This is a genomic window from Flavobacterium erigeronis (assembly GCF_054075165.1).
Genome location: NZ_JBSKGP010000001.1, coordinates 90351 through 115167, shown reverse-complemented (window position 1 = coordinate 115167; position 24817 = coordinate 90351). Strand labels below are relative to the sequence as shown.

Annotated in this window: 16 protein-coding genes; 15 read left to right on the top strand and 1 reads right to left on the bottom strand. The window is 35.0% G+C overall.

The window, feature by feature from the left end; translation table 11 throughout:
* The first annotated feature begins 198 nt into the window (after positions 1 to 198).
* From ACWA1F_RS00510 to ACWA1F_RS00450, 13 genes are all read left to right on the top strand, one after another.
* Positions 199 to 3429, top strand: a complete 3231-nt coding sequence (locus ACWA1F_RS00510; protein ID WP_456890759.1) for a SusC/RagA family TonB-linked outer membrane protein — start codon at positions 199 to 201, stop codon at positions 3427 to 3429.
* Between the two features lie 16 nt (positions 3430 to 3445).
* Complete coding sequence (locus ACWA1F_RS00505; protein WP_456890757.1) at positions 3446 to 5155, top strand: RagB/SusD family nutrient uptake outer membrane protein; 1710 nt, start codon at positions 3446 to 3448, stop codon at positions 5153 to 5155.
* 28 nt (positions 5156 to 5183) lie between these two features.
* Positions 5184 to 5981, top strand: a complete 798-nt coding sequence (locus ACWA1F_RS00500; RefSeq protein WP_456890755.1) for a hypothetical protein — start codon at positions 5184 to 5186, stop codon at positions 5979 to 5981.
* Between the two features lie 1002 nt (positions 5982 to 6983).
* Entirely contained in the window at positions 6984 to 10094 is a 3111-nt protein-coding gene (locus tag ACWA1F_RS00495; RefSeq protein ID WP_306155863.1) for a SusC/RagA family TonB-linked outer membrane protein, read from the top strand.
* Positions 10095 to 10109: 15 nt separating this feature from the next.
* Entirely contained in the window at positions 10110 to 11618 is a 1509-nt protein-coding gene (locus tag ACWA1F_RS00490) for a RagB/SusD family nutrient uptake outer membrane protein (protein ID WP_306155864.1), read from the top strand.
* Between the two features lie 30 nt (positions 11619 to 11648).
* Positions 11649 to 12524 carry a hypothetical protein gene (locus ACWA1F_RS00485; RefSeq protein WP_456890753.1) on the top strand — a complete coding sequence of 292 codons (876 nt, stop codon included), beginning with the start codon at positions 11649 to 11651 and terminating at the stop codon, positions 12522 to 12524.
* Between the two features lie 149 nt (positions 12525 to 12673).
* The gene (locus ACWA1F_RS00480; protein ID WP_456890751.1) at positions 12674 to 14128 is read left to right on the top strand and encodes a glycoside hydrolase family 30 protein; all 1455 of its coding nucleotides are present in this window, start codon (positions 12674 to 12676) and stop codon (positions 14126 to 14128) included.
* A gap of 92 nt (positions 14129 to 14220) precedes the next feature.
* Positions 14221 to 15651: a glycoside hydrolase family 30 protein gene (locus tag ACWA1F_RS00475; protein WP_456890749.1), complete on the top strand. Its 1431-nt coding sequence runs from the start codon at positions 14221 to 14223 to the stop codon at positions 15649 to 15651.
* A gap of 28 nt (positions 15652 to 15679) precedes the next feature.
* Positions 15680 to 17152, top strand: a complete 1473-nt coding sequence (locus ACWA1F_RS00470) for a glycoside hydrolase family 30 protein (protein WP_456890747.1) — start codon at positions 15680 to 15682, stop codon at positions 17150 to 17152.
* A gap of 125 nt (positions 17153 to 17277) precedes the next feature.
* Positions 17278 to 18351 carry a glycoside hydrolase family 16 protein gene (locus tag ACWA1F_RS00465; protein WP_456890746.1) on the top strand — a complete coding sequence of 358 codons (1074 nt, stop codon included), beginning with the start codon at positions 17278 to 17280 and terminating at the stop codon, positions 18349 to 18351.
* A gap of 142 nt (positions 18352 to 18493) precedes the next feature.
* On the top strand, positions 18494 to 19333 hold the full coding sequence (locus tag ACWA1F_RS00460) for an endonuclease/exonuclease/phosphatase family protein (protein ID WP_456890744.1): 840 nt from the start codon (positions 18494 to 18496) through the stop codon (positions 19331 to 19333).
* 1 nt (position 19334) lies between these two features.
* On the top strand, positions 19335 to 20759 hold the full coding sequence (locus ACWA1F_RS00455) for a glycoside hydrolase family 30 protein (RefSeq protein ID WP_456890742.1): 1425 nt from the start codon (positions 19335 to 19337) through the stop codon (positions 20757 to 20759).
* An 11-nt stretch (positions 20760 to 20770) separates the two neighbouring features.
* Positions 20771 to 22999: a glycoside hydrolase family 3 N-terminal domain-containing protein gene (locus tag ACWA1F_RS00450; RefSeq protein WP_456890740.1), complete on the top strand. Its 2229-nt coding sequence runs from the start codon at positions 20771 to 20773 to the stop codon at positions 22997 to 22999.
* Positions 23000 to 23093: 94 nt separating this feature from the next.
* Here ACWA1F_RS00450 and ACWA1F_RS00445 read toward each other — a convergent pair whose 3' ends face one another.
* The gene (locus ACWA1F_RS00445) at positions 23094 to 23351 is read right to left on the bottom strand and encodes a hypothetical protein (protein ID WP_306155873.1); all 258 of its coding nucleotides are present in this window, start codon (positions 23349 to 23351) and stop codon (positions 23094 to 23096) included.
* 272 nt (positions 23352 to 23623) lie between these two features.
* On the opposite strand from ACWA1F_RS00445, the gene ACWA1F_RS00440 reads away from it, so the two are divergent.
* Both ACWA1F_RS00440 and ACWA1F_RS00435 read left to right on the top strand, forming a co-directional pair.
* On the top strand, positions 23624 to 24379 hold the full coding sequence (locus ACWA1F_RS00440; protein WP_306155874.1) for an NUDIX hydrolase: 756 nt from the start codon (positions 23624 to 23626) through the stop codon (positions 24377 to 24379).
* Between the two features lie 30 nt (positions 24380 to 24409).
* Complete coding sequence (locus ACWA1F_RS00435; protein ID WP_456890738.1) at positions 24410 to 24730, top strand: MmcQ/YjbR family DNA-binding protein; 321 nt, start codon at positions 24410 to 24412, stop codon at positions 24728 to 24730.
* Positions 24731 to 24817 lie beyond the last annotated feature (87 nt).

The window sequence follows — 24817 nt, the reverse complement described above, 5'->3', positions numbered from 1 at the left end:
AATTAACATTTTTATAACAAAATTTTCTAAAAGTTAAATGTCATTAAATCAATTAATTAAAAAATAAATGTTGTGGTTTTGTAGTGTGTTAAGATTTAGTTTGAAGTGTTTTTGTAAAGAATTTTAATCTCATATTATTGAAATTTAACATTATCATTGCATTAAATTACTAATTAATTAACCAAAATTTTTAGAAAAATGAAATTGACAAAATTATTTATTTTTTGTGTTTCGTCTTTACTGTTTTCTGTAGTCGCATTTGCTCAGGATGTGACCATAAACGGAATCATTAATGACGACAGTGGATTACCCGTCCCAGGCGCGACGGTTTTAGTAAAGGGGACCAATAAAGCAACTGCATCTGACTTTGATGGGAAATTTCAGATTAGTGCTCCTTCTAATGGAACTTTAGTAATCAGTTTCGTTGGTTTTGAAACTGTAAATGAGGTAATAGGCGGAAGAACCAAGCTTACTATTGCTCTTAAAGCAGTATCTCAAAGTTTGAATGAGGTTGTGGTTATCGGTTACGGTACACAAAAGAAAGCTTTGATTACTGGTGCTTCTACAAACTTAAAAGGAGAGACGCTACAAGAATTGAATACAGGTTCTGCAATGGAGGCGCTTCAAGGAATTGCACCAGGGATTAGTATTACAAGAAACAGCGGTGCACCAGGTGCGGGTACAAAAGTTGTTATCCGTGGAATCGGTACCATCGGATCTTCAAATCCATTGTATATCGTTGATGGAGTTGCTGTTGGAGATATAGATTATTTGAGCCCTTCAGATATCGAATCTATTGATGTTCTTAAAGATGCGGCTTCGGCAGCAATTTATGGTTCTAGAGCTGCAAACGGAGTTGTTTTAGTAACTACCGTTAAAGGTCGTAAAGGTAAACCGGCAAGAATTTCGTATGATTCGTATTTTGGAATTCAGAATATTTATAAAAACCTTGATCCTCTTAACGCTCAAGAGTACATGTATATCATGGATGAAGGAAGAGTTAATGATGGACTTGCCCCAAACGACTGGAAAACAATGTTAACTAGTAATGACTGGTTAGAGAGAAATTATCCAGGAGCAGGAACACAGCTTGGTAACGAAATCTGGGACAAACTGCAAAAAGGATGGACAGGAACGAATTGGATAAATGAAATGTCTAAAAAAGATGCTCCTATTGTAAATCATTCGATTAATATTACCGGAGGAAGCGAAGATATTACGTATTCATTTGGGGTTTCTTATTTTGATCAAGATGGTATAATTGGTGGTAATATCGTAGATGCCGGATTTAAAAGATTGACTACAAGACTGAATACGCAGATGGTTTTAAAGAAAAATGAAAGCCACAACATTATAACAATTGGAGAAAATTTAACGTATACCAATATTCAAAAAAGAGATGTTTCTTCGGGCAATATTTATGGGAATGACTTGCATAACGCTCTTACGCAAAACCCATTACAGCCTGCGTATTGGCAAACAGCAATTGATAGAAATATTAATGAATATGGATTTACTCCAACTTTAGATGGTTTAAATACAAACCAAACAAATCCTTTGGCGGTAATGTATTACAGAAGTAATTACAATTATCCGAAAGATCATAAAATTATTGGGAATGTATTTTTAGAGGTAGAGCCAATTTCTAACTTAAGATTTAAAACGGTTTACGGAATTGATTCATGGTTTGGTTATAACAGAACTATGAACCCAACATACCATTTAGGAGTACTTTACAATGATGCTATTGATGGTGCAACACAATCTCAGTATTTTGGAGCGAACTCAACTTGGACTAACACTCTTGCTTATCAAAAGCAAATCGGTAATCACAATATTAACGCTGTAATTGGTACAGAGTTATGGGAAAAAATCGTTGAAAATGACGTTTATGGTTCTAGAAACGGTCTGTTGTTTCCAAATGATCCAAAGTATGCGTATTTAAATAATACAAAAAGCCCGGGAACTGTTGCAGATATAAACACAACAGGATTTGATAAAGCAGCTGGTGGTGGCGCAATTATGTCCTATTTTGCACGTGCACAGTATGATTATAAAGAGAAATATCTTCTTTCTGCGGTTATTCGTCGTGACGGATCTTCAAACTTTGGAGATGGTTACAAATATGGGAATTTCCCTTCTGTGGCTGCAGGTTGGGTTATTACTAAAGAAGATTTTATGGCAAGCACTTCAAAATACATTAATTTCTTGAAGTTAAGAGCAAGCTGGGGGCAAAATGGTAATCAATATACTGATTATGCTTTCTATTATACATCTAGTATAAAATATGCTTTTCCTGGTTACTTTTTTGGAGATACCAAACCAGTTTCTGGTCAGACAGCGTATCCTTCTACAGTACCAAATCCAGAGGTTAGTTGGGAAACATCTGAACAGTTGGATTTAGGATTAGATGCAAGTTTTTTTGATTCAAGATTAGGACTAACATTCGACTGGTATAAGAAAACAACTAGAGATTGGTTGGTTAAAGCAGAATTGCCAGGAACTGCCGGTGCTGATAGTCCTTACAAGAATGGAGGAGATATTGAAAATAAAGGTTTTGAAGTTTCTTTATCTTGGAAAGACAAAGTAGGTGACTTTAAATATGGAGTAACCGTAAGTGGTGCTTTTAACAAAAATGAAATTACTAGAATTGACAATGGTAACGGTATAATCAATGGACCTGCTCATGTGCTGTCACAAGGAACGTCTGAAATTTCTAGAGCGCAAGTAGGTTATCCAATTGGAGCTTTCTATGGTTTTAAAACTGCTGGAATTTTGCAGAATCAGCAAGAAGTTGATGCTTATGTAGGTCCAAATGGTCAGCCCTATTTTAACGATCAGCGTCCTGGAGATGTTCGTTTTGTAGATCAAAATAACGATGGTGTTATTGATGAAAAAGACAAGGTTATTTTAGGAGACCCGAATGCAAATTTCCAATTAGGGATTCAGTTAAACTTCGAATACAAAAATGTATATCTAAATTCTACATTGGCAGGTAAATATGGAATGCAGGTAATGCAGTCATACAGATCATTTGCAGATAGCCCAAAACAAAACTATACTTCAGATGTTTTTGATCGCTGGCATGGAGAAGGCACTTCAAACAAAATGCCTCGTTTAAGTTCTGTATCAAACAGAAACACAAATTATGTCTCGGATATCTATATGCAAAATGCTGATTATTTAAGAATTAACAATTTAACTCTAGGATATAATTTTAATGAATTATTAAAAGATATTAAGTTTATCTCGAATCTTAAATTCTATGTAGCTGTAAATAACTTATACACATTTACAAAATATGATGGTATGGATCCGGAGGTACGTTGGTCAGGAGATAATAATACAGCTCCATGGGCTTCGGGAATAGATTTAGGTTTATACCCGCAATCTAGAACAGTTATGTTTGGATTAAGTGCAGATTTTTAATATTAAAATAGAGACAATGAAAAAATTAAGATATATAATAGCAATTTCAGCAATTTTTGCAGTGTATAGCTGTGATGACGAACTGGATACGGAGAATCTATCAGAAAAGAGTTTGGATAATTTTTACAAAAGTCCTACTGATATAAACGAAGCAATGGCGGGTATTTATAATGCGATCTATACACCGAATGTTCATAGTGAAGAGCAAGTTGCGGCCAACTTGATGGATAATATGATGTTAGGCGGCGGAGGTCCTGATGATAAGTCAGCTAAGTGGGTAGATAATTTTGAAGACCCTGCTGAAGATACCTATCGCGACATGTGGAGACAATCGTATAACGGAATTTCGAGAGCAAATGCCATTATCGAAAAAGTTCCAACTGCGGATTTTTCTAAGGATTTTAATACGCCGCAAGAAGCAGAAGAGTTTAAAAAGCAAGCACTTGGTGAAGCTTTGTTCATGAGAGCTTTCTTTTACTTTAGATTAGCTAAGTTTTTTGGAGGAGTGCCATTGATCACAACTTATGGCGGTGACAGATTAGTAGCAAGATCAACTTATACAGAAACATTTGCACAAATAGGTGCTGACTTAAAATTGGCTATTGAAACGATGCCTTCTACACCATTTACAAGTATTCCGACTTCTAGATATGGTCATGCTAATAAATGGGTTGCAGAAGCTTATCTAGGCCGTGTATTTTTGTTTTACACTGGATACATGAGCAATATGGAAAAGCAGGCAACTACAGATTTGCCTCTTGCAGGAGGCGGTTCTTTGACAGGAGCTCAAGTTGCGACTTATTTAGATGATTGCATCAACAATAGTGGATACAAATTAGCATCTGATTTTAGAAATCTTTGGCCATATTCTTACGTAAATAAAAGTGCAAAAAATAATGTACTTCCTTGGGCTGCAGCAGAAGGTTTATCATGGGTAGGTCAAGATGGTATTACCCCAACATTTGGAACAGGAAACTTTGAAACCATGTTTATGCAAAGATATTCTTTTGGTAATTGGGACTGGACAAATGGACAAAGTTACACCAACAGACTTGCTTTGTTTAATTCATTGCGAGGTAATTCATTAGTTCCTTTTGGAGAGGGATGGGGATGGTGTACTGTAAATCCAAAATTATTTAGTGGTTGGGATGATGCTGATCCAAGAAAGAGAGGTTCTATACTTGAGGTGGGTAAAGCAGAACAAGGCACAGGTAGTTACGCCGCAGATAAAGGAGATCATGAAACAGGATATTTTAATAAAAAATATGTTTCATTGCAGCACGATAATGGCAAAGGATCAAATGTTGGTATGTTTGTTCAAATGTATGCTTGGTCAATTACAGATATGCAGTTAATGCATGCTCAAGATTTTATTTTCATGCGTTTTGCAGATGTATTATTAATGCATTCTGAAATTACTAAAACTGCAGACGGGATGAATGCAGTAAGAAGAAGAGCTGGGAATTTGCCACCTGTAGCCTATTCACTTGAAAATATTAAAGCAGAGCGTCTGCACGAATTAGCCTTCGAAGGGTTACACTGGTTCGATTTAGTACGTTGGGGGGATGTTGATACAGCGTTTAATGATGTAATTCAAGTTAGAAACTCAGGTGTTGACGCTAATTATAGTGTGAAATACAGAACTGAAACTAAAGGTTTAGTTCCGATTCCTGAAACTGAAATTAGACTTTTAAATGGAGTTTACAATCAAAATCCAGGTTGGTAATATTTAATAACCATTAATAATTAGAAAGATGAAAATTCATAATATAAAATATTTACTAATTGCTGCCTTCATGCTGGTCGTTTCAGCATGTGATCCAATTGTAGACGAACAGCATTTAGAAAATTCTACAGATGTTGCGGGAGTTGAATTAAAATCGTCGCAAAGCCCAGCGGGAGGAAATAAAATTACTTTAAGTATGAATACTCCTGGCGTTACAGGTTATTGGGACTATAATTTAGGAAAAGCACTGACTAATGAAGTAACGGTAGTTTATCCAATTCCGGGTAAGTCGACTTTTACATTCGTAGGGACTTTAGGCGGTGAATTTTTTACCAAAACAATTGATGTCCAAGTGGACAGATTGGATACTCCTCTAGAACAGGATTGGTATGATTTAGTTAGCAGTAACACCGTAGCAGGAAAAACGTGGGTATTTGATGGTGTCGGAGGCGATGGTGGATTCTGGTGGTTTATGTCTCCTCCAGATAATCCAGACAGTGCAATGTCAGCATGGTGGAATGCAGGAGGTTCTGGAGATAGTGTACCTGCAGATGTTGCCGGTAAAATGCATTTTGATCTAGATGGTGCTGCAAATTATAATCATTATCAAACTGCTTCTTCTGCAGCTGAAAAAGGAAGTTTTGTATTGGATATCGCTAATAAAAAGCTAATCATTAAAAATTCAAAAATTTTAGGATACGAAGCAGGAAATGAAGCGAATGAATATAATGTTATTACGCTTACAGAAGACAAATTAGTGTTATATGTGCCAAGAAGTTTAAAAGATAAAGGAACTGGATGGACATTTGTGTACAAACCTCAATAATATTTTGTGTTAGTTATTTCGAAAAAGGAAGACTAAAAAATTCCTTTTTCGAATTCAAACATTTTGATGCTTCATTCTTGTGAAGTATATTTTAAGAGTTAAACTATGGTTAGTTTAAGTTAAGTTTATTGCCTGGGTAGCCCATAATTTCGATTATGGGCTATTTTTTTTGCTTTATGTTTTATACTAGCTTGAGCTAGAATTATAAAAGAGAAAATGAATTAAATAACTAATAAACGCTTCTTTTTATTTGATTTGCTGGCCATATTTTGAAAGATTACCCGAATGTATTCATTTAGACTAGTATTGTTAGGTTTAAAGCCAGTTTTTAAACGATTATTGAGCTCTTTATGAGTCTTTTAAGCCTTTCTTTTTCCATTTATCTCCATCAGTAAGAATTTTCAAAAACATTTCTTTAATCATGGCTAAGTTTTGAGCTAAAAATTAGGCTTCAAAAGAACGATTTCGTGATTATGTCTTATAAATGGCGATTTTTTGATTTTTCATGATGTCATTTTCTCTAAAAAAGCCTCCTTAACAAAGTTGAAAAGAAAGTAAAATCGTACTATATTTTTAAAAATAAGTTTTTTCTTTCAATAAAAATTATTGTCAATAATGTAAAAAAAGTTGGGTAAAAATATCATATTCTTTATTTTTTTGACTTTATAAAAAAAGATGGTTTTTCATTTGTAATTCTTTATATAGTAGCTATTTACGGTTGCCGATAGGTACTATCACGTTGTAGTTTTAACAACTTTTAGCAATTATTTATTCAAAAAATAATGTGTAGTGTTATTTTTTAAAATTAACTTTTCTTTAGTACTATTTTTTTATTTCGTAAAACGTTAAATATTAAGTTATTACGTTTTTTTTGATGTGTTTTTATAATATTATTTTTTTGTTTTTGATGTGTTTTTGTAATGACTTTTAGATATGAAAAGTAAAATTTTAGTTTTAGTATTGCATCAAATTACTAATTAATTAACCAAAATTTTTAGAAAAATGAAATTAACAAAATTACTTGTTTTTTGTATTTCATCTTTGTTATTCTCGGTTATAGCTGTGGCTCAAGATGTCACAGTAAATGGAATGATTAAAGATGAAACTGGTATGCCTGTTCCAGGTGCGACAATTTTATTAAAAGGTACTACAAAATCTACTGCCTCAGACTTTGACGGTAAATTCCAGATGCAGGTACCTTCAAACGGATCATTAATAATTACTTTTATTGGTTACTCTACAGTAACAGAAGCGGTAAACGGAAGAACAAAGATTAATATTCAATTAAAGCCAGAATCACAATCTTTAAATGAGGTTGTAGTGGTTGGATACGGTACTCAAAAGAAATCTGTTGTAACAGGTGCAATTTCTAGTGTAAAAGCAGCCGATCTTGAAAAAGTGCCAAACGGACGTGTTGAACAGACTTTACAAGGTAGAGTAGCAGGGGTTTCTGTTGCAGCTACTTCTGGACAGCCTGGTGCAGCTTCAAAAGTTCGTGTTAGAGGTATCACTACTTTTAGAGAAGGTGGAAATGATCCTTTATGGGTTGTTGATGGTATTGCTGTAGATGCAAATGCTATTGGTTTTATTAATCAATCTGATATCGAATCTATCGAGGTGCTTAAAGATGCTGCTTCTGCTGCAATCTACGGTACTCGTGCGGCTACAGGGGTAATTTTAGTAACTACTAAAAAAGGAAAATCTGGTAAAATTTCTGTAAACTATAACGGTTTTGCAGGTATTTCGGCTCCAGCTAAAAGATTAGATATGTTGAATGCTACTCAGTATGCAACTTTAATGAATGAAAAATCTTTAAACGACGGTGGTGCTATTAAATATGCAAATCCTTCATCATTTGGAAAAGGTACAGATTGGCAGGATGCAATCTTCAATGATTCTGCTTTCAGATACACACATGAATTAAGTATTAGCGGTGGTGGTGAAAAATCTACTTTCTATGCTTCTTTCGGAATTCAAGATCAGGAAGGTATCGTTGTAACAGATATTTCTAACTACACAAAGAAAAACTTCCGATTAAACTCAACACACAAAATTTCTGATTACTTTACTTTCGGACAAACTTTTGGATACACACACCAAAAATCAAAAGGAATTGGAAACGTAAACAGTGAGTTCGGTGGACCTTTAAGCTCTGCAATCAATTTAGATCCGCTTACTCCACTTGTGGTGACTGATCCAGCTGTAGCTAATACAGGTTTTTATACAAACCCAAACGTTGTTAGAGACGCAAACGGTAATCCTTACGGAATTTCTTCTTTAGTACAACAAGAGATGACAAACCCACTAGGATATATCCAAACAAGATTAGGAGGTTACAACTGGTCAGATGATTTTGTTGGAAACGCTTATTTAGAGGCTAACATTACAAGCCATTTAAAATTAAGAACTACACTTGGTGGTAAATTAGCATATTGGGGAGATGAAATGTTTACTCCAACTTTCTACTTAAACCCAAACATGAAAGCTGATAGAAATAACTACAGCCAGAACAATAACAAATCATTAGCTTGGACATTGGAGAACACTTTAAGCTATGCTAATAAATTTGGAGATCATAACGTAAGTGTTTTAGCAGGACAAGGTGCTTATGTTGAAAACATTGGTGGTACTATCGGAGTAACAATGTACGGATTGCCAATTACAAGTTACAAAGATGCTTCTTTCAACTTTGACATTCCACAATCAGACAGAGTTAACAGAGCAAGTGATTTTACAGAGCACAAATTATCTTCATTGTTCTTACGTGCTAACTACGATTACATGGAGAAATACCTTTTCACAGGAATTGTTCGTCGTGATGGATCAACTCGTTTTGGTGAAAACAAAAAATGGGGAGTTTTCCCGTCATTCTCTTTAGGATGGGTACTTTCTAAAGAAGGTTTCTGGAAAGACAACAATGTAGTGAATACTTTAAAACTACGTGGAGGTTATGGAGTTGTAGGTAATGATAACATCGATGATTTCAAATATAGAGCTTTGGTTGTTGGAGGTTATAATTATGCAGTTGGAACTTCAGGAGATATTACAACAGGATACGGAAACTCTACGCTTCCAAATGCTAACTTAGGATGGGAAGAAACATCTCAAACTACTGTTGGTCTTGATGCAAAATTATTCAATGATTTTTCTCTTACTCTTGATTACTACAAAAAAACAACGAAAGGAATCTTAAGAAACATTGTAATTCCTGGATATGTTGGAGTAGTTGATGCGCCTTCTGCAAACATTGCAGATATGGACAACAGCGGTTTTGAGGTTGAATTAGGTTATAAGAAAAGACTTGGAGAATTTAACTTAGGTGTTAATGCAAACATGGCTTACTTGAAAAACGAAATTACTTATGTAGGATCATCTACAAACTTCATCGTTGGAGATGCTACTTTCCAATCTATGGGACCTGTAACAAGAACACAAGTTGGACATTCATTTAATGAATTCTACGGATTTAAAACAGCTGGAATTTTCCAAAACGAAGCTGAAGTTGCTGCATACAAAAACACAAACGGAGGTTTAATTCAGCCAAATGCTAGACCTGGGGATTTCCGTTGGGTAGATTCAAATGGTGACGGATCTATTACAGATGACGATAAACAATTCTTAGGAACAAACGTGCCTAAATATACTTTTGGTTTTACAGTAAACTTAGATTACAAAAACTTTGACTTTATGGCATTTACTCAAGGAGCTGCGGGAAGCAAAATTTTCCAAGGTTTAAGAAGACTAGATGTATTGAATGCAAACTACCAGACTAAAGCTTTAGAGCGTTGGGTTGGAGAAGGAACTTCAAACGATTACCCAAGATTGACAAATAACGATCCAAATAAAAACTACACTAATATGTCTGATTTTTATCTTGAAGATGGAAATTACCTACGTTTAAAAGTAGTAACTCTTGGATACACAATGCCAACTAATTTATCTTCTAAAATTGGTGCAGATAAAGTTCGTTTTTACCTAACAGGAGAAAACTTAATCACTTTTACAAAATATACTGGATTTGATCCAGAAATTGGAGGCCAAGTTTATGGTGTAGACAAAGGAGTTTATCCACAAGCAAGATCTATTTTGTTTGGAGCTAACGTTCAATTTTAATAAAATTAAAGAATCATGAAAACGATAAAATTTAAATATATATATGTAGCTGTAGCAATGGCACTTTTAGGATCTTGTTCTGAAGATTTCGTGACCATTGATCCAGAAGGAAAATTTGATACAAGTACCTACTTTTCTAATGAACAGCAATGTTATGCGGCTTTAGTTGGAGTTTACGATCCGATGAGAAAAAACACTGGAGGTTTTGAAAACTGGGTAGCCATGATGAATGCTGGTTCAGACGATTTTTATGCTGGTGGAGGTAGTTCTACAGACGGAACTGGAATTCAAAATTTCTCTACACACTCGCTTTCTTCAATTACAATTCCAGGAAGCTATTGGAACGATCACTATCAAGGTATTTCTAGAGCAAATATTTTATTGTCTAAGTTGCCAGCAGCTTCTATGAATGATGCAGTTAGAAACAGATTTGCTGCAGAAGCTAAAACATTACGTGCGCTTTACTATTTTAACTTAGTAAGAATGTTCAAAAACATTGCATTAGTTTTAGAACCGTTAACAACAGAAACAATCTATACTCCTGAGCAAGTTGCGCCAGAAGTGATTTATGCTCAAATCGAAAAAGATTTAACTGAAGCTATTGCAGTTTTACCAAATACGGTTGTTGCAAAAACTGAAGCTGGAAGATTTAACAAAGGAGCGGCTCAAGCACTTTTAGGAAAAGTATATTTGTTTGAAGGTAAAAAACCTGAGGCAGCAGCTGTTTTAGCAGAAGTAAACGGAACTCCAGGAGCGACAAACCAATACGGTAATAAATTGCTGGATAACTTTAGCGATTTATGGGTTACATCAAACAAATTCAACGCAGAATCATTAATTGAAGTATCTCACAGTAGTGCAGGTAACTCAGATTGGACATTTTGGGGTAATGGTAGAGACGAAGGAAACTCATTAAACATTATGGTTGGACCTAGAGGATATTCTAGACCAGAGGGTTCTGATGCACCAAACCTTCCTGCAGGATGGGCTTTCAACGTTGCTACTCAAAAATTATACGATGCAATGCAAGGTGATCCACGTAAAGATGCTACAATTTTGGACTTAAAAGCATTAAAAGCAGCAGGTAAAGCAGATTATATTCCAGCTTACCAAGATACTGGGTATTTCTTAAACAAATATCTTCCAAGACAGTCAGATGTTAGTACAGGTGGAGGTAACTCAGAGTTGAATTACAAACAAAACTCTTATGTAATCAGACTTGCAGATACTTACTTAATGGAAGCAGAAGCTTTAGGATCTGGCGCAAGAGCACAAGCATTACTTGATGCAGTTAGAAAAAGAGCTGGATTAGGTTCAGTTCCTGTAACATTAGCTGCTATTAAGCATGAAAGAAGAATGGAATTAGCGGGTGAAGGACACAGATTCTTCGATTTAGTAAGATGGGGAGATGCATCAGCTGCATTATCTGATAGAGGTTTTGATGCTGGAACAGATGAGATTTTACCAATTCCGTACACAGAACTTAACGGTACTAAATTGAAACAAAATCCTAATTACCAATAGTATTTTACTAATTAACCAAAACAAAAAGAAATGAACCTAAATATATATTTTAGAAAAAGTGTATACCTAATGCTAGCTTTAGCATTAGGAACACTAAATAGCTGTAGCGAAGAAGTTAATGAAAACCCGCTTGTAGCTGAAAATGTTGATGCTTCGTTTACAATAACTCCTGTTGCGGGAGCTATGAATACGTATCTTCTAACAGCACAGCCTGTTGGAGTTATCTCTTCAAAATGGGATACAGGAGACGGTGCTAGTCCGGGAAAAATGAATCAAGTGATTTCTTTACCTGATGCTGGAACGTATACTGTTACGCATACCGCTATTGGAGCTGGTGCAGCAATGGGAACTTCTTCTCAGCAGATCATTGTGGCACAAACAGATCCTGCAAAAGGAAACTTAGTTCAAGGAGGAAAATTTGAAACACCTGCCGATATAGCAAAATGGACTAGTGCAAAATTAAGCCCATCAGGAGCAGCATTTTGGTCTTTTGCTAATAACAGCGCGACAATTTATTCGCCAGGTGGATGGGCTCAAGAAGGAATTTATCAGGCAATTGAGGTTGTAAAAGATAGAGAATATACTATCGATATGACGATTTCTTGCCCTAGCGGTTTAAAGGAAACTTTCTTTGAAGTATACGCAGGTAAATCTGTACCACAGCCAGGTGTTGAGTATAAAGACAACAAAGTGATGGGATTAAGCACTTGGGACGGTTGCGGAACCTCTAAATTTGCTGGAAAATTATCTGGAGTTGGATGCGTGAAAAATGCTGCTACAGGTAATGTTTCTAACGTAGTTAAATTCCCAGAAAGCGGTACAATATATCTTTTAATAAGATCAGGAAGCAATGCAACTGGTAATGAACCAATTAGTATTACAAAAGTTGAATTCAGAGGAAAATAAAAAGTTAAGTTAAGTTTAAGTTTAAGTTTGGTTGTAAATAGCCCATAATCATTATGAGTATGGGCTATTTTTTAAATCCTCAAAAGGGTAGAACTCGATTTTTTGATTTCTTCTAAACTTCAATTTGAAACCATAATAATTGAAAGCGAATGAAAAAAAATAGCCTAAAAATTATATGCCTTTTGTTTTCTGCTGCAGCTTTTGCACAACAGCCAAAAACAAAAAAAGAGTTTACAACCAACGGAAAAAAAATAACCGTTTATACTACAGCAGAGAACTCTAAGTTACGATTAACCACTACAGATAATCTGACATTTTCTGCAGCAAAACAGCCTCTAGAAATTGAAAGTTCTATTTTTGTAGAACCAGCTAAAAAGTTCCAGACTTTTATGGGAATCGGAGGCGCGATTACAGATGCGAGTGCCGAAATATTTGCTACGCTTTCAAAAGAAAAACAAGCAGAATTTTTAAATGCTTACTACGATCAGCAAAAAGGTATAGGCTATTCTTTGCTAAGAACAACGATTCAAAGTTCTGATTTTAGCAGTGGAACCTATTCTTATATCGAAGAAGGAGATAAAGATTTGAAGACTTTTTCTATTGATCACGACAGAAAATATCGTATTCCTTTAATCAAACAAGCCATTCAGAAAGCGGGAGGAAAGCTTACAACTTATGTAGCACCTTGGTCGCCTAACGCTTTTATGAAAAGCAATAAAAATGTCTTAAAAGGAGGAACTCTTCTTCCTGAATACTACCAGACTTGGGCAAACTTTTACGTAAAATTCATTAAAGCTTACGAAAAAGAAGGCATTCCGATTTGGGGAACTTCTACTCAAAATGAGCCAATGGCGGTGCAGACTTGGGAATCTTGTATTTATACAGCTGAAGCAGAAAGAGATTTTATCAAAAATTATCTTGGGCCAACCTTAAAAAAAGAAAATCTTGGCGATAAAAAAATTGTCGTTTGGGATCATAACCGTGATTTAATGAATTATCGTGCCAACGTAATTTACTCAGATCCTGAAGCATCAAAATATGTTTGGGGAATGGGATTTCACTGGTACGAAACTTGGTCTGGCGGAGCGCCGATGTTTGATAATGTTGGTAAAGTAAATGAAGCTTATCCAGATAAAAAACTGATGTTTACAGAAGGCTGCATCGAAAAATTTGATGCGTCAAAATATCAATTTTGGGGTAATGCAGAACGTTACGGAATGAATATGATTAACGATTTTAATAACGGAACGGTTGCCTGGACAGACTGGAATATTCTTTTAGACCAAAACGGAGGCCCTAATCATGTTGGAAATTTCTGTTTTGCGCCAATCCATGCTGATACTACAACAGGAGAATTAATTTACACTCCGTCGTATTATTATATTGGACACTTTTCAAAATTCATTCGTTTAAATGCGGTTCGTGTAAGTACGGCAGCAAGCAAAAGCGCTTTATTAAGTACCTCTTTTTTAAATGCTGATGGTACAATGGTAACTATTGTAATGAACCAATCGGCAAATGATCTTACATACAATTTAATTATTGGTGATAAAAAGGCAGAAGTAAAAATTCCGCCACATGCTATACAAACGCTTGTTTATTAATATTTTGTAGTAAAGTAAAAGACGAGGACTAATTTGAATCATCCACATTAGTCTTCTCTTTTCTTTTAATTCAAAAACTATTTTTTAAAGAGATGAATGTTCAAACTAAAATATTTATATCAGCCTTTATAATCTTCACACAGTTGAGTGCTTTCTCTCAGCAAAAAACTAAAATAAAGGTATTTACTACTGCCGAAAACACAAACAGAAAATTGTCATTATCAAATGATTTAATTTCTAACAACACACAAAAAATAGCAACGGTTTCTATTACTGTAGATACTGAAAAAACAGACCAGACCTTTCTTGGAATTGGAGGTGCCATTACAGATGCAAGTGCAGAAGTTTTTGCAAAATTATCTCCAAAAAAGCAGAAGGAATTTCTAAATGCTTATTACGACAAAAGAAATGGCATTGGTTATTCTTTAGCTAGAACAAACATTCACAGTTGCGATTTCAGCAGTGACAGCTATACTTACATTGCTGAAGGAGACAAGGAGCTGAAAACTTTTAATATAGATCACGATCGAAAATATAGAATTCCTTTAATCAAAAAAGCAATTGAAACAGCCGGCGGGAAACTAACTTTATTTGTCAGCCCATGGAGTCCCCCAGCTTTTATGAAAGACAATAATGACATTTTGCACGGCGGCGTTTTATTGCCTGAATATGCTCCAGCTTGGGCATTGTACTATGCTAAATTTATAAAAGAATACGAAAAAGAAGGAATTCCAATCTGGGGATTATCGGTTCAGAACGAGCCAATGGCCAGACAAAGTTGGGAATCTTGTATTTATACTCCAGAAGCAGAAAGAGATTTTCTTAAAAATCATTTGGGGCCAACTTTAGAAAAAGAAGGATTAGGTTCTAAAAACGTTATTATTTGGGATCATAATCGAGGAGATATGCTAACTAAAAGAGCCAATCTCGTTTTCTCAGATCCTGAAGTTTCGAAATATGCTTGGGGAATTGGATTTCACTGGTATGAAACTTGGAACGGAGGCCCACCGCAATTTGAATCTGTAGCAGAAGTTCACAAAGCTTTTCCAAATAAAAACCTGATTTTTACAGAAGGCTGCATCGAAAAATTTGACGCGTCTAAATATCAGTTTTGGGGAAATGCAGAACGTTACGGAATCAATATGATTAATGATTTTAATAACGGAACTGTAGCCTGGACAGACTGGAATATTCTTCTAGATCAAAAAGGGGGGCCTAATCATGTTGGAAATTTCTGTTTTGCGCCCATTCATGCAGACACCACAAAAGATGAATTAATTTATACGCCAATGTACTATTACATTGGACATTTCTCAAAATTTATTAGACCAAATGCAAAAAGAGTGCTTGAAACGACAGGTGACAAATCATTAGTAAGTACTTCTTTCAAAAATACTGACGGACAATTGATTACAGTCGTAATGAATCAATCTGAAAAAGAAATTGTGTATTCTTTAGAAAATAAAAAAGAGAAATCGACAATCACAATTCCAGCGCATGCGATACAGACAATTGTATACTAATTGTCAACTAACTAAATAACCACAGAAAATGAAATTTAATTTGAAAAATACCATAAAAGCATTTTTCTTCATGGCCGCAGTTTTGGCTCAAGTAAAATGCTCCTCTTCAAGTGATCCAGTAGAGAATCCGCCTGTAGATCCGCCAGTGGTAAATCCGCCGGTTGTGGTCACCAACGATGTAGATTTCTGGCTGACAAAAGGTAATCAAAGCGTTTTATTGGCAAAACAATCAGGAGTATTAGGATTTGGCACAACAGCAAATGCTTATGCCAATATCGAAGTAAACGCAACCCAAAAATACCAGACTATTGATGGTTTTGGATATACTTTGACAGGCGGAAGTGTAGACGTTATAAACCAGTTAAATCCAGCAAAAAGAACGGCTCTTTTACAGGAATTATTTGGTTCTGGCGAAAATTCAATCGGAGTAAGTTATATCAGAATCAGTATTGGAGCATCAGATTTAAATGCGGCACCTTTTACATATAATGATCTTGCGGCAGGAGAAACAGATTTAAATCTTGATAAATTTAGTTTAGAAAAAGACAAAAATCTTATTGCTATGCTAAAAGAAATTCTGGCAATTAATCCGAAAATTTTAATCTTGGGAACACCTTGGTCTGCACCGATTTGGATGAAAGATGGTGCTAGTTTTAAAGGAGGCAAACTGAAAACAGAATATTATGATGTTTACGCTAAATATTTTGTAAAATACATTCAGCAGATGAAAGCAGAAGGAATTACAATAGACGCAGTAACTCCTCAAAACGAACCTTTGCATGATGGAAATAATCCAAGTATGTATATGTCTGCAGCAGATCAGGCAAACTTCATTAAAAAAAGTTTAGGGCCTGCATTTAAAGCAGCAAATCTAAATGTAAAAATTATTGCTTATGATCACAATTGTGATAACCCAAATTATCCAAAAGCAATTTTGGCAGATGCAGAAGCTTTTCCATTTGTAGACGGATCGGCTTTTCATTTATACGCAGGAGATATCAGTGCATTGACAAACGTTTATAATTCGTATCCGACTAAAAATGTATATTTTACAGAACAATGGACTTCTTCAGACGGTAGTTTTGATGGCGATTTGAAATGGCATCTTCGAAATGTAATTATCGGATCGATGAGAAACTACAGTAAAAATGCATTAGAATGGAATGTAGCCAACAATCAAAATTTTGGTCCAAATACAGATGGCGGCTGCACCATGTGCAAAGGTGCTATAACCATAATGTCAAGCGATAGTTTTCAGCGTAATGTAGCTTATTATATTATTGCCCACGCTTCAAAATTTGTTCCGATGGGATCAACTCGAATTGAAAGTAATTCGGGCGGAAGCTTGCAAAATGTTGCTTTTATTACGCCTTCAGACACGAAAGTATTGATTGTTGAAAATGATGGTGCTGCAACAGAAACTTTCAATATTAAATTTAACGGAAAATGGGTAACAACTTCGTTAGAAGCGGGATCAGTTGGAACTTATACTTGGAAATAAAATAGATTCTAAAAATAGTAATTTTCTTCAATTTTAGACTTTGTTATTAACAAAACAAAAAAGTAGAAGAAATAATATTTATATTGAAAGTCAATTTATTAACTAAACCATTAAATAATAAAAAGATGAAAATAATCAATTTCATAAATAAGGCAGGGGTATTTACTTTAATCCTGCTGTTTGTATTTCAATCGTGCAGCAGCAATAATGATTCGACTGAAGATCCTGTGGTGGTAGCACCCGATAAAATTTCTCTGCAAGTTGATGTAGTGGGCAAAACGGCCGAAATGCCAAATGGTGATGGAAGCGGAAAAATTAGTTTAAAAATAGAAGCTGCCAATGCAAAGTCGTATAAAATTGTGGTCAACAATGAAACAAAAGAAATTACAGCCAACACTTTTGCTTATGAATTTACTGAGCCAGGAACCAAAACCTATACTATTGATGTTACAGCATTTAACGGCATAAAATACACTCATACTACAGCAACAGTAAACATTTTTGTTGCTAGAAAATTAATCTGGTCAGATGAGTTTAATACAGACGGAGCTCCAGACTCTTCAAAATGGGGGTATGATTTAGGAACTGGCAATGGCTTTGGAAATAACGAATTGCAATACTATACTAACAGGACAGAAAACGTTAGAATTGATAACGGAATTTTAAAAATCACAGCAATTAGAGAAGATTATCAAGGAAGTAAATACACTTCAACAAGAATGCTGACAAAAGGTAAATTTTCGTTCAAATACGGAAGAGCCGAAGTTCGCGCAAAACTGCCTGTTGGTGGTGGAACATGGCCAGCTTTCTGGCTTTTAGGAGATAATATCGATACGGTGCCTTGGCCTGCTTGCGGAGAAATTGATATTTTAGAATCGGTTGGGAATAATCCAGATGTAATTCATTCTTCTCTTCATTCTCCGGGACGTTCTGGAAATACGCCTGATACTAAAACCATAAAAATTGCAAACACAGCAACAGAATTTCATATTTATGCGGCAGAATGGAGCGCAGAAAGTATCAAATTCTATGTAGACGATACTTTATTCTATACGTTCAAAAATTCAAGTTCAACTCCTTTTAACGAAAAATTCTTTGTTATTCTGAATTTTGCGATGGGAGGAAATTTTGGAGGCGCAGTAGATCCAAACTTTAAAAGTGCAACTTATGAAGTTGACTACGTAAGAGTTTATAATTAAAACCTGTTTTATCAGCGTTCTAATTTTTATGCACTTTTAAAATGTTATTATACAAATAAGACATAATTAACATATTTTTTAAGTTAATATTTTTCTCCAAAGCCTCGGAAAACCTAGCTTTACGGGATTAAAATTTTTTAACATGAAAAAGATAAAAAACCTTGTTTTTGCAGTAATGCTGCTTTTAACCGTGAACTCATTTTATGGTCAGAATTTAAAAATTATGACTTACAATGTTCGTCTCGATGTTGCATCAGATGGAGAAAATGCCTGGCCAAACCGAAAAGATTATTTTAATGCTCAAATCGGTTTTTACAGTCCAGACATTTTTGGAGTTCAGGAAGCGACACCAAAACAGGTAATAGATATTGCAAATGCGCAGACCAATTATAACAAGTTTGGAGTAGGAAGAGAAGAAGGAGGCTTGGGAGAAGCTTGTACGATTTACTATAAAAAAGATCGTTTCAAGGTAGAACAATCCAATACTTTCTGGCTATCAGAAACTCCAAATGTAGTTTCAAGAGGTTGGGATGCGGCCTGCAACAGAGTTTGTACTTATGGACTTTTTAAAGATTTAAAAACTAAAAAAACATTCTGGGTTTTCAATTTGCATTTGGATCACATGGGTGAAGAAGCAAGAGTGAAAGGCGTACAGCTTGTTCTTTCAAAAATGAAAGAACTGAACACTAAAAATTATCCTGCTTTTTTAATGGGAGATTTTAATTCGGAACCAAGTACACCACAAATTGGCGAAATCAAAAAAGTGATGAACGATACTAGAGACGTTTCAAAAGAAAAGCCTTTCGGACCTTCAGGAACTTTCAACGATTTCAAACATAATGAACCCGTAACCTTATTATTAGACTACATTTTTATTTCAAAAAATAGTGGTTTAACCGTTAAAAAACACGCAGTGCTAAGTGATTCTAAAGATTTAAAATATCCGTCAGATCATTTGCCTGTCTTAATAGAAATAGATTAAAATGAAAAACATCAACAAAAAACTTCAAATTCTAGTTTTGCTGCCCTTAATTGCAATGCAGTTCAACTGTGGATCTTCAACAAATGCTGTAAAAAATACTGGAAAAGTTTCTTCTTGGATTACGACCACAGATGAAACGTCAAAACTTAAAAAACAAACCGATTTGACTTTTGCTTCAGAAACAAATTCAAATCCAACAATTGAAGTAAATCCAGCAGAGAAATTTCAAACCATAGAAGGTTTCGGATTTTCGTTAACAGGAGGAAGCGCTCAGGCTATCAAAAAATTGGATAAACCAAAAAGAGAAGCTTTACTTCAGGAATTATTTTCTAGAAAAGACGACGCAATTGGTTTAAGTTATTTAAGACTAAGTATTGGAGCATCAGATTTGAATGAAAAAGTTTTTTCGTATGATGATATGCCAGAAGGGCAAACCGATTTAGAACTAAAACATTTTAATTTAGGACCAGATTTAGAAGATGTAATTCCGGTTTTAAAAGAGATTTTAGCTATAAATCCTAAAATAAAAATAATGGGTTCTCCGTGGTCGCCTCCAGTTTGGATGAAAGATAACGGAAGTTCAAAAGGTGGAAGTTTACAGCCAAAATATTATGAAGTATACGCGCAGTATTTTGTGAAATACATTCAGGCAATGAAATCTCACGGAATTGTGATTGATGCGATTACACCACAAAATGAACCTTTGCATCCAGGAAACAATCCGAGTTTATTGATGTTGGCAGAGCAGCAGGCAGATTTTATTGGAAATCATTTAGGTCCCGCTTTCGCGAAAGCAGGAATCAAAACAAAAATCATTGTTTACGATCACAACTGCAATAAACCGGAATATCCTTTAACGATTTTAAAAGATCCAAAAGCAAATCCGTTTGTAACAGGATCAGCTTTTCATTTGTATGAAGGAGATATTAGTGCTTTAACAACGGTTCATAATGCATTTCCGAATAAAGATTTGTATTTTACCGAACAATATACAGGATCTGGAAGCAATTTTGAAAACGATCTAAAATGGAGTGTAAAAAATGTAGTAATCGGTTCGATGAGAAACTGGAGTAAAAATGCACTTTCTTGGGGATTAGCAAATGATGAATTCTACAAACCTTTTACACCAGGAGGATGTTCAACTTGTAAAGGAGCTTTGATGATTGATCAAAATCAAAATATCAAAAGAGAAGTAGGATATTATATTATAGGACACGCTTCTAAATTTGTTCCAGAGGGTTCAGTAAGAATTGGAAGTAATATTGCAGGAAACTTATATAATGTGGCTTTCAAAACTCCATCAGGACAAACTGTTTTAATTGTAGAAAATGACGGAGCTTCGGCAGAAACATTTAATATTAAATACAACCAAAAACAAACCTCAACCACGCTAAACGCTGGCGCAGTAGCGACTTACGTTTGGTAAAAACTTAAACTATGAAAAAAGTAACAACAATTACGCTGTTTATGCTTTCGCTTATGGCGTCGGCACAGCAGCAGTCAATAGATCAGAAAGTCAATGATCTGTTGAAAAAAATGACAATTGAAGAAAAAGTCGGCCAGCTGAATCAGTACACTGGCGATAATCAGGCAACTGGGCCAATTACAATCAACCCGAACAAACAAGCCGAAATCAAACAAGGTTTAATCGGTTCGATGCTGAATGTTATCGGATCAAAATATACGAGACAATATCAGGAATTGGCAATGCAGTCAAGACTTAAAATTCCGTTGCTGTTTGGACAAGACGTTATTCATGGCTACAAAACCACTTTCCCTCTTCCGTTAGCAGAAGCAGCAAGTTGGGATTTAGAAGCTATAGAATTAGGAGCAAGAGTTGCGGCAATTGAAGCAGCAGCAAGCGGAATCCACTGGACATTTGCTCCAATGGTAGATATCGGACGTGATCCGCGTTGGGGACGTGTAATGGAAGGTGCAGGAGAAGATACTTATTTAGGTTCTAAAATCGCTTATGCAAGAGTAAAAGGTTTTCAAGGAAATAAACTAGGAGAATTAAACTCTGTAATGGCTTGCGTAAAACACTTTGCTGCATATGGTGCCGGAGTTGGAGGAAGAGATTATAACTCGGTTGATATGAGTGAAAGAATGCTTTTAGAAACGTATTTGCCTCCATTTAAAGCCGCTTTAGACGCTGGAGCAGCAACTTTCATGAATTCATTTAATGATATTAACGGAATTCCGGCAACTGGAAATGCGCATTTGCAGAGAGATATCTTAAAAGGAAAATGGAACTTCCAAGGTTTCGTAGTTTCAGATTGGGGATCAATTGGAGAAATGGTTGCTCACGGTTATTCTAAAGATCTTAAAGAAGCCGCTTATGCTGCGATTACTGCAGGAAGCGACATGGATATGGAAAGTAATGCATACCGTAAGAATTTAGCAGAGTTAGTAAAAGAAGGAAGAGTTTCTATTGATTTGGTTGACGATGCGGTAAGACGTATTCTTCGCAAGAAATTCGAGATGGGATTATTTGATGATCCTTACAGATATTCTGATGCAAAACGCGAAGAGAAAGCGTTAAACAATCCAGAGCACAGAAAGGCAGCACGTGAAATGGCAGAGAAAAGTATCGTTTTGTTAAAGAATGAAAACCAGACTTTACCAATTTCTAAAAATGCAAAAACAATCGCCTTTATTGGGCCGATGGTAAAAGAGTACAAAGAAAATATGGGATTCTGGGCTGTTGAACTTCCAGAAGTTGACTATAACAAATGGATCGTTTCGCAATGGGATGGTTTGCAGAATAAAGTAGGGAAAAACACCAAATTGCTTTATGCAAAAGGATGCGAAATAGAAGGAAATAATAAAGACGGCTTTGCAGAAGCGGTAGCAACGGCAAAACAAGCCGATGTTGTCATTTTAAGTATTGGCGAAAGACGCGATATGAGCGGTGAGGCAAAAAGCCGCAGCGATTTGCATTTGCCAGGTGTTCAGGAAGATTTAGTAAAAGCAGTTATGGCAACAGGAAAACCGGTTATAGTTTTAATAAACGCTGGAAGACCTTTAGTTTTTAACTGGACTGCAGATAATGTTCCAGCAATTGTTTACACTTGGTGGTTAGGAACAGAAGCAGGAAATGCAATCGCAAATGTATTGTTTGGAGATTACAATCCGTCTGGGAAACTGCCTATGACTTTCCCGAGAGAAGTAGGACAGGTGCCAATTTATTACAACCACTTTAGTACAGGAAGACCTGCTAAAGATGAGAATTCAACCAACTATGTTTCGGCATATATTGACTTGAAAAACTCTCCAAAATTTCCTTTTGGATACGGTTTAAGCTACACAACATTTGATTATTCTGGCTTGAAATTATCTTCAACTAAAATCAAAAGCAACGAAACAATCAAAGTTTCTTTCCAATTGAAAAATACTGGAAAAGTAGCTGGAGAAGAAGTAGTTCAATTATATTTAAAAGATAAATTCGGATCTGTAGTTCGTCCAGTTTTAGAATTAAAAGATTTCCAAAAAGTGAAATTAAACGCTGGGGAAACTAAAACAATCGAATTTACAATTGACAAAGAAAAGCTTTCTTTCTATAATAATAAATTAGAATGGGGTACTGAACTTGGAGATTTTGAAGTAATGATCGGAGCTTCATCAGCAGATATAAAACTAAAAGCTGATTTTGAATTAGCAGAATAAAAAAATGGGGTCTTTAAGACCCCATTTTTTTTGGAATAAATAAACTCACCGAAGTGAGGCAATCAATATAAATTATTATAAATGTGTAAAGGACTTACTTTAAAACGGTATTAATAAAATCCATTGCGCCAATTCCTTTATAAGATGCATACAAAGCTTTCTCATAAGCTTCTCTCTTCGCTTTCTTATCTTTTACATCAGTTTCAACAATCATTTCGTTGAAAATTCTTTCCTGTTCTTCACTATATTTTAGAGATGCTTCCAAAAGATAGGTTTTCGAAACAAAACCAAAAGACGACCATATCGAAGTCCTGATTTTTTTATTGATGTTTTTTAAAGGATTGGCATTCATAGCTTCTGTATTTAAATTTCTACACTCACTTTGAGAAAAATGGAAACAGCTTGTATTATTTTTCTTTGTTTTCTAACAATTAAAATCATTAATGTGTTATTATGACGCAATGTACTTATTTTTTTTAAATTTGATTTTAAATTTTCGTTAAAATTGTGATTTCAACACTTCTATTTTTAATGAAAATCATCCCTTTGTTTTACGAAAAGATTTTAGTTCTATAAAAATGAAGTAAATTGCAGGGTTATTAAAAGAAAGTTTATACAAAACAGATGTTAAAAGACATTTTAGATAATAACGAAAACTACCAGCCAGGACTGTCAATAGATTGTGTCATTTTTGGTTTTCATGATAATCAGTTAAAAGTTTTATTGATTAAAGTGGAACGCGCCAATAAATGGTCCCTGCCCGGCGGATTTATTCCTGTAGATCAGGATATTGATACCGCCGCGATTACAATATTAAATGGCAGAACAGGTGTTGATGGCGTATTTTTAAGACAATTTGCAACCTTTGGAAAAGTAAATCGTAACCATCAGCATTTTGATAAAAAAACACTCGAATACCTGCAGATTGAAGAAGAAAAGGGAAAATGGCTCACGCGACGTTTTGTAACAATTGGCTATTATGCTTTGGTCGATTTTTCTCAAATTCTTCCAAATCCAGAAGGCAGATTTGAAGTTGTAGAATGGATTGATCATAAAGAAGTTCCTGAGCTTATCTTAGATCATAGAGAAATTTTGGATAAAGCGTTGGACACTTTAAGAACAGAATTGAATTTAATGCCTATTGGTTACAATTTATTGCCCGAGAAATTTACGATTCCGGAACTGCAAAAGTTATATGAAACCATTTTGGATAAAACACTGGACAGACGAAACTTTCTTAGAAAAATTACCAATATCGGAATCCTTAACAAACTCGACGAAAAGAAAAGCAACGTCGCACACAAAGCTCCAAACTTATATTCTTTTGATAAAGAAAAATACGATGAGGTTCTTAAAAATGGACTGAATCAAGGCTGGTAAAGTAAACTTTTAATCTTAAAAATGATGATTATGGTTTCAATTGAAGAATTTAGAAAATTAGCGCTATCATTTCCAGATGCAACTGAAGAGCCTCATTTTGAGAAAACTTCTTTTCGAATCAAAAAGAAAATTTTTGCCACTTTTGATGAGAAAAACAATCACGCTGTTTTAAAATTAAACGAAATTGATCAGTCGGTTTTTTGTGCGTCGAGCGAAAAGATTTTTTATGAAGTTCCAAACAAATGGGGAAAACAAGGCTGGACAATTGTTGAGCTTGCCAGAGTAAGACTCGAAATGTTTGAAGACGCTTTGATACGTTCGTATGAAAATGTCGCCACAAAAAAGAAATGATTATAGAATTAAGAATTAAGAATTAAGAATTAAGAATTAAGAATTAAGAATTAAGAATTAAGAATTAAGAATTACACTTAATTTTCT

Bases quoted from the DNA above. Each gene is read 5' to 3' on its own strand.
- ACWA1F_RS00510 (WP_456890759.1), top strand. From the start codon at position 199: ATGAAATTGACAAAATTATTTATTTTTTGTGTTTCGTCTTTACTGTTT.
- ACWA1F_RS00505 (WP_456890757.1), top strand. From the start codon at position 3,446: ATGAAAAAATTAAGATATATAATAGCAATTTCAGCAATTTTTGCAGTG.
- ACWA1F_RS00500 (WP_456890755.1), top strand. From the start codon at position 5,184: ATGAAAATTCATAATATAAAATATTTACTAATTGCTGCCTTCATGCTG.
- ACWA1F_RS00495 (WP_306155863.1), top strand. From the start codon at position 6,984: ATGAAATTAACAAAATTACTTGTTTTTTGTATTTCATCTTTGTTATTC.
- ACWA1F_RS00490 (WP_306155864.1), top strand. From the start codon at position 10,110: ATGAAAACGATAAAATTTAAATATATATATGTAGCTGTAGCAATGGCA.
- ACWA1F_RS00485 (WP_456890753.1), top strand. From the start codon at position 11,649: ATGAACCTAAATATATATTTTAGAAAAAGTGTATACCTAATGCTAGCT.
- ACWA1F_RS00480 (WP_456890751.1), top strand. From the start codon at position 12,674: ATGAAAAAAAATAGCCTAAAAATTATATGCCTTTTGTTTTCTGCTGCA.
- ACWA1F_RS00475 (WP_456890749.1), top strand. From the start codon at position 14,221: ATGAATGTTCAAACTAAAATATTTATATCAGCCTTTATAATCTTCACA.
- ACWA1F_RS00470 (WP_456890747.1), top strand. From the start codon at position 15,680: ATGAAATTTAATTTGAAAAATACCATAAAAGCATTTTTCTTCATGGCC.
- ACWA1F_RS00465 (WP_456890746.1), top strand. From the start codon at position 17,278: ATGAAAATAATCAATTTCATAAATAAGGCAGGGGTATTTACTTTAATC.
- ACWA1F_RS00460 (WP_456890744.1), top strand. From the start codon at position 18,494: ATGAAAAAGATAAAAAACCTTGTTTTTGCAGTAATGCTGCTTTTAACC.
- ACWA1F_RS00455 (WP_456890742.1), top strand. From the start codon at position 19,335: ATGAAAAACATCAACAAAAAACTTCAAATTCTAGTTTTGCTGCCCTTA.
- ACWA1F_RS00450 (WP_456890740.1), top strand. From the start codon at position 20,771: ATGAAAAAAGTAACAACAATTACGCTGTTTATGCTTTCGCTTATGGCG.
- ACWA1F_RS00445 (WP_306155873.1), bottom strand. From the start codon at position 23,351: ATGAATGCCAATCCTTTAAAAAACATCAATAAAAAAATCAGGACTTCG.
- ACWA1F_RS00440 (WP_306155874.1), top strand. From the start codon at position 23,624: ATGTTAAAAGACATTTTAGATAATAACGAAAACTACCAGCCAGGACTG.
- ACWA1F_RS00435 (WP_456890738.1), top strand. From the start codon at position 24,410: ATGGTTTCAATTGAAGAATTTAGAAAATTAGCGCTATCATTTCCAGAT.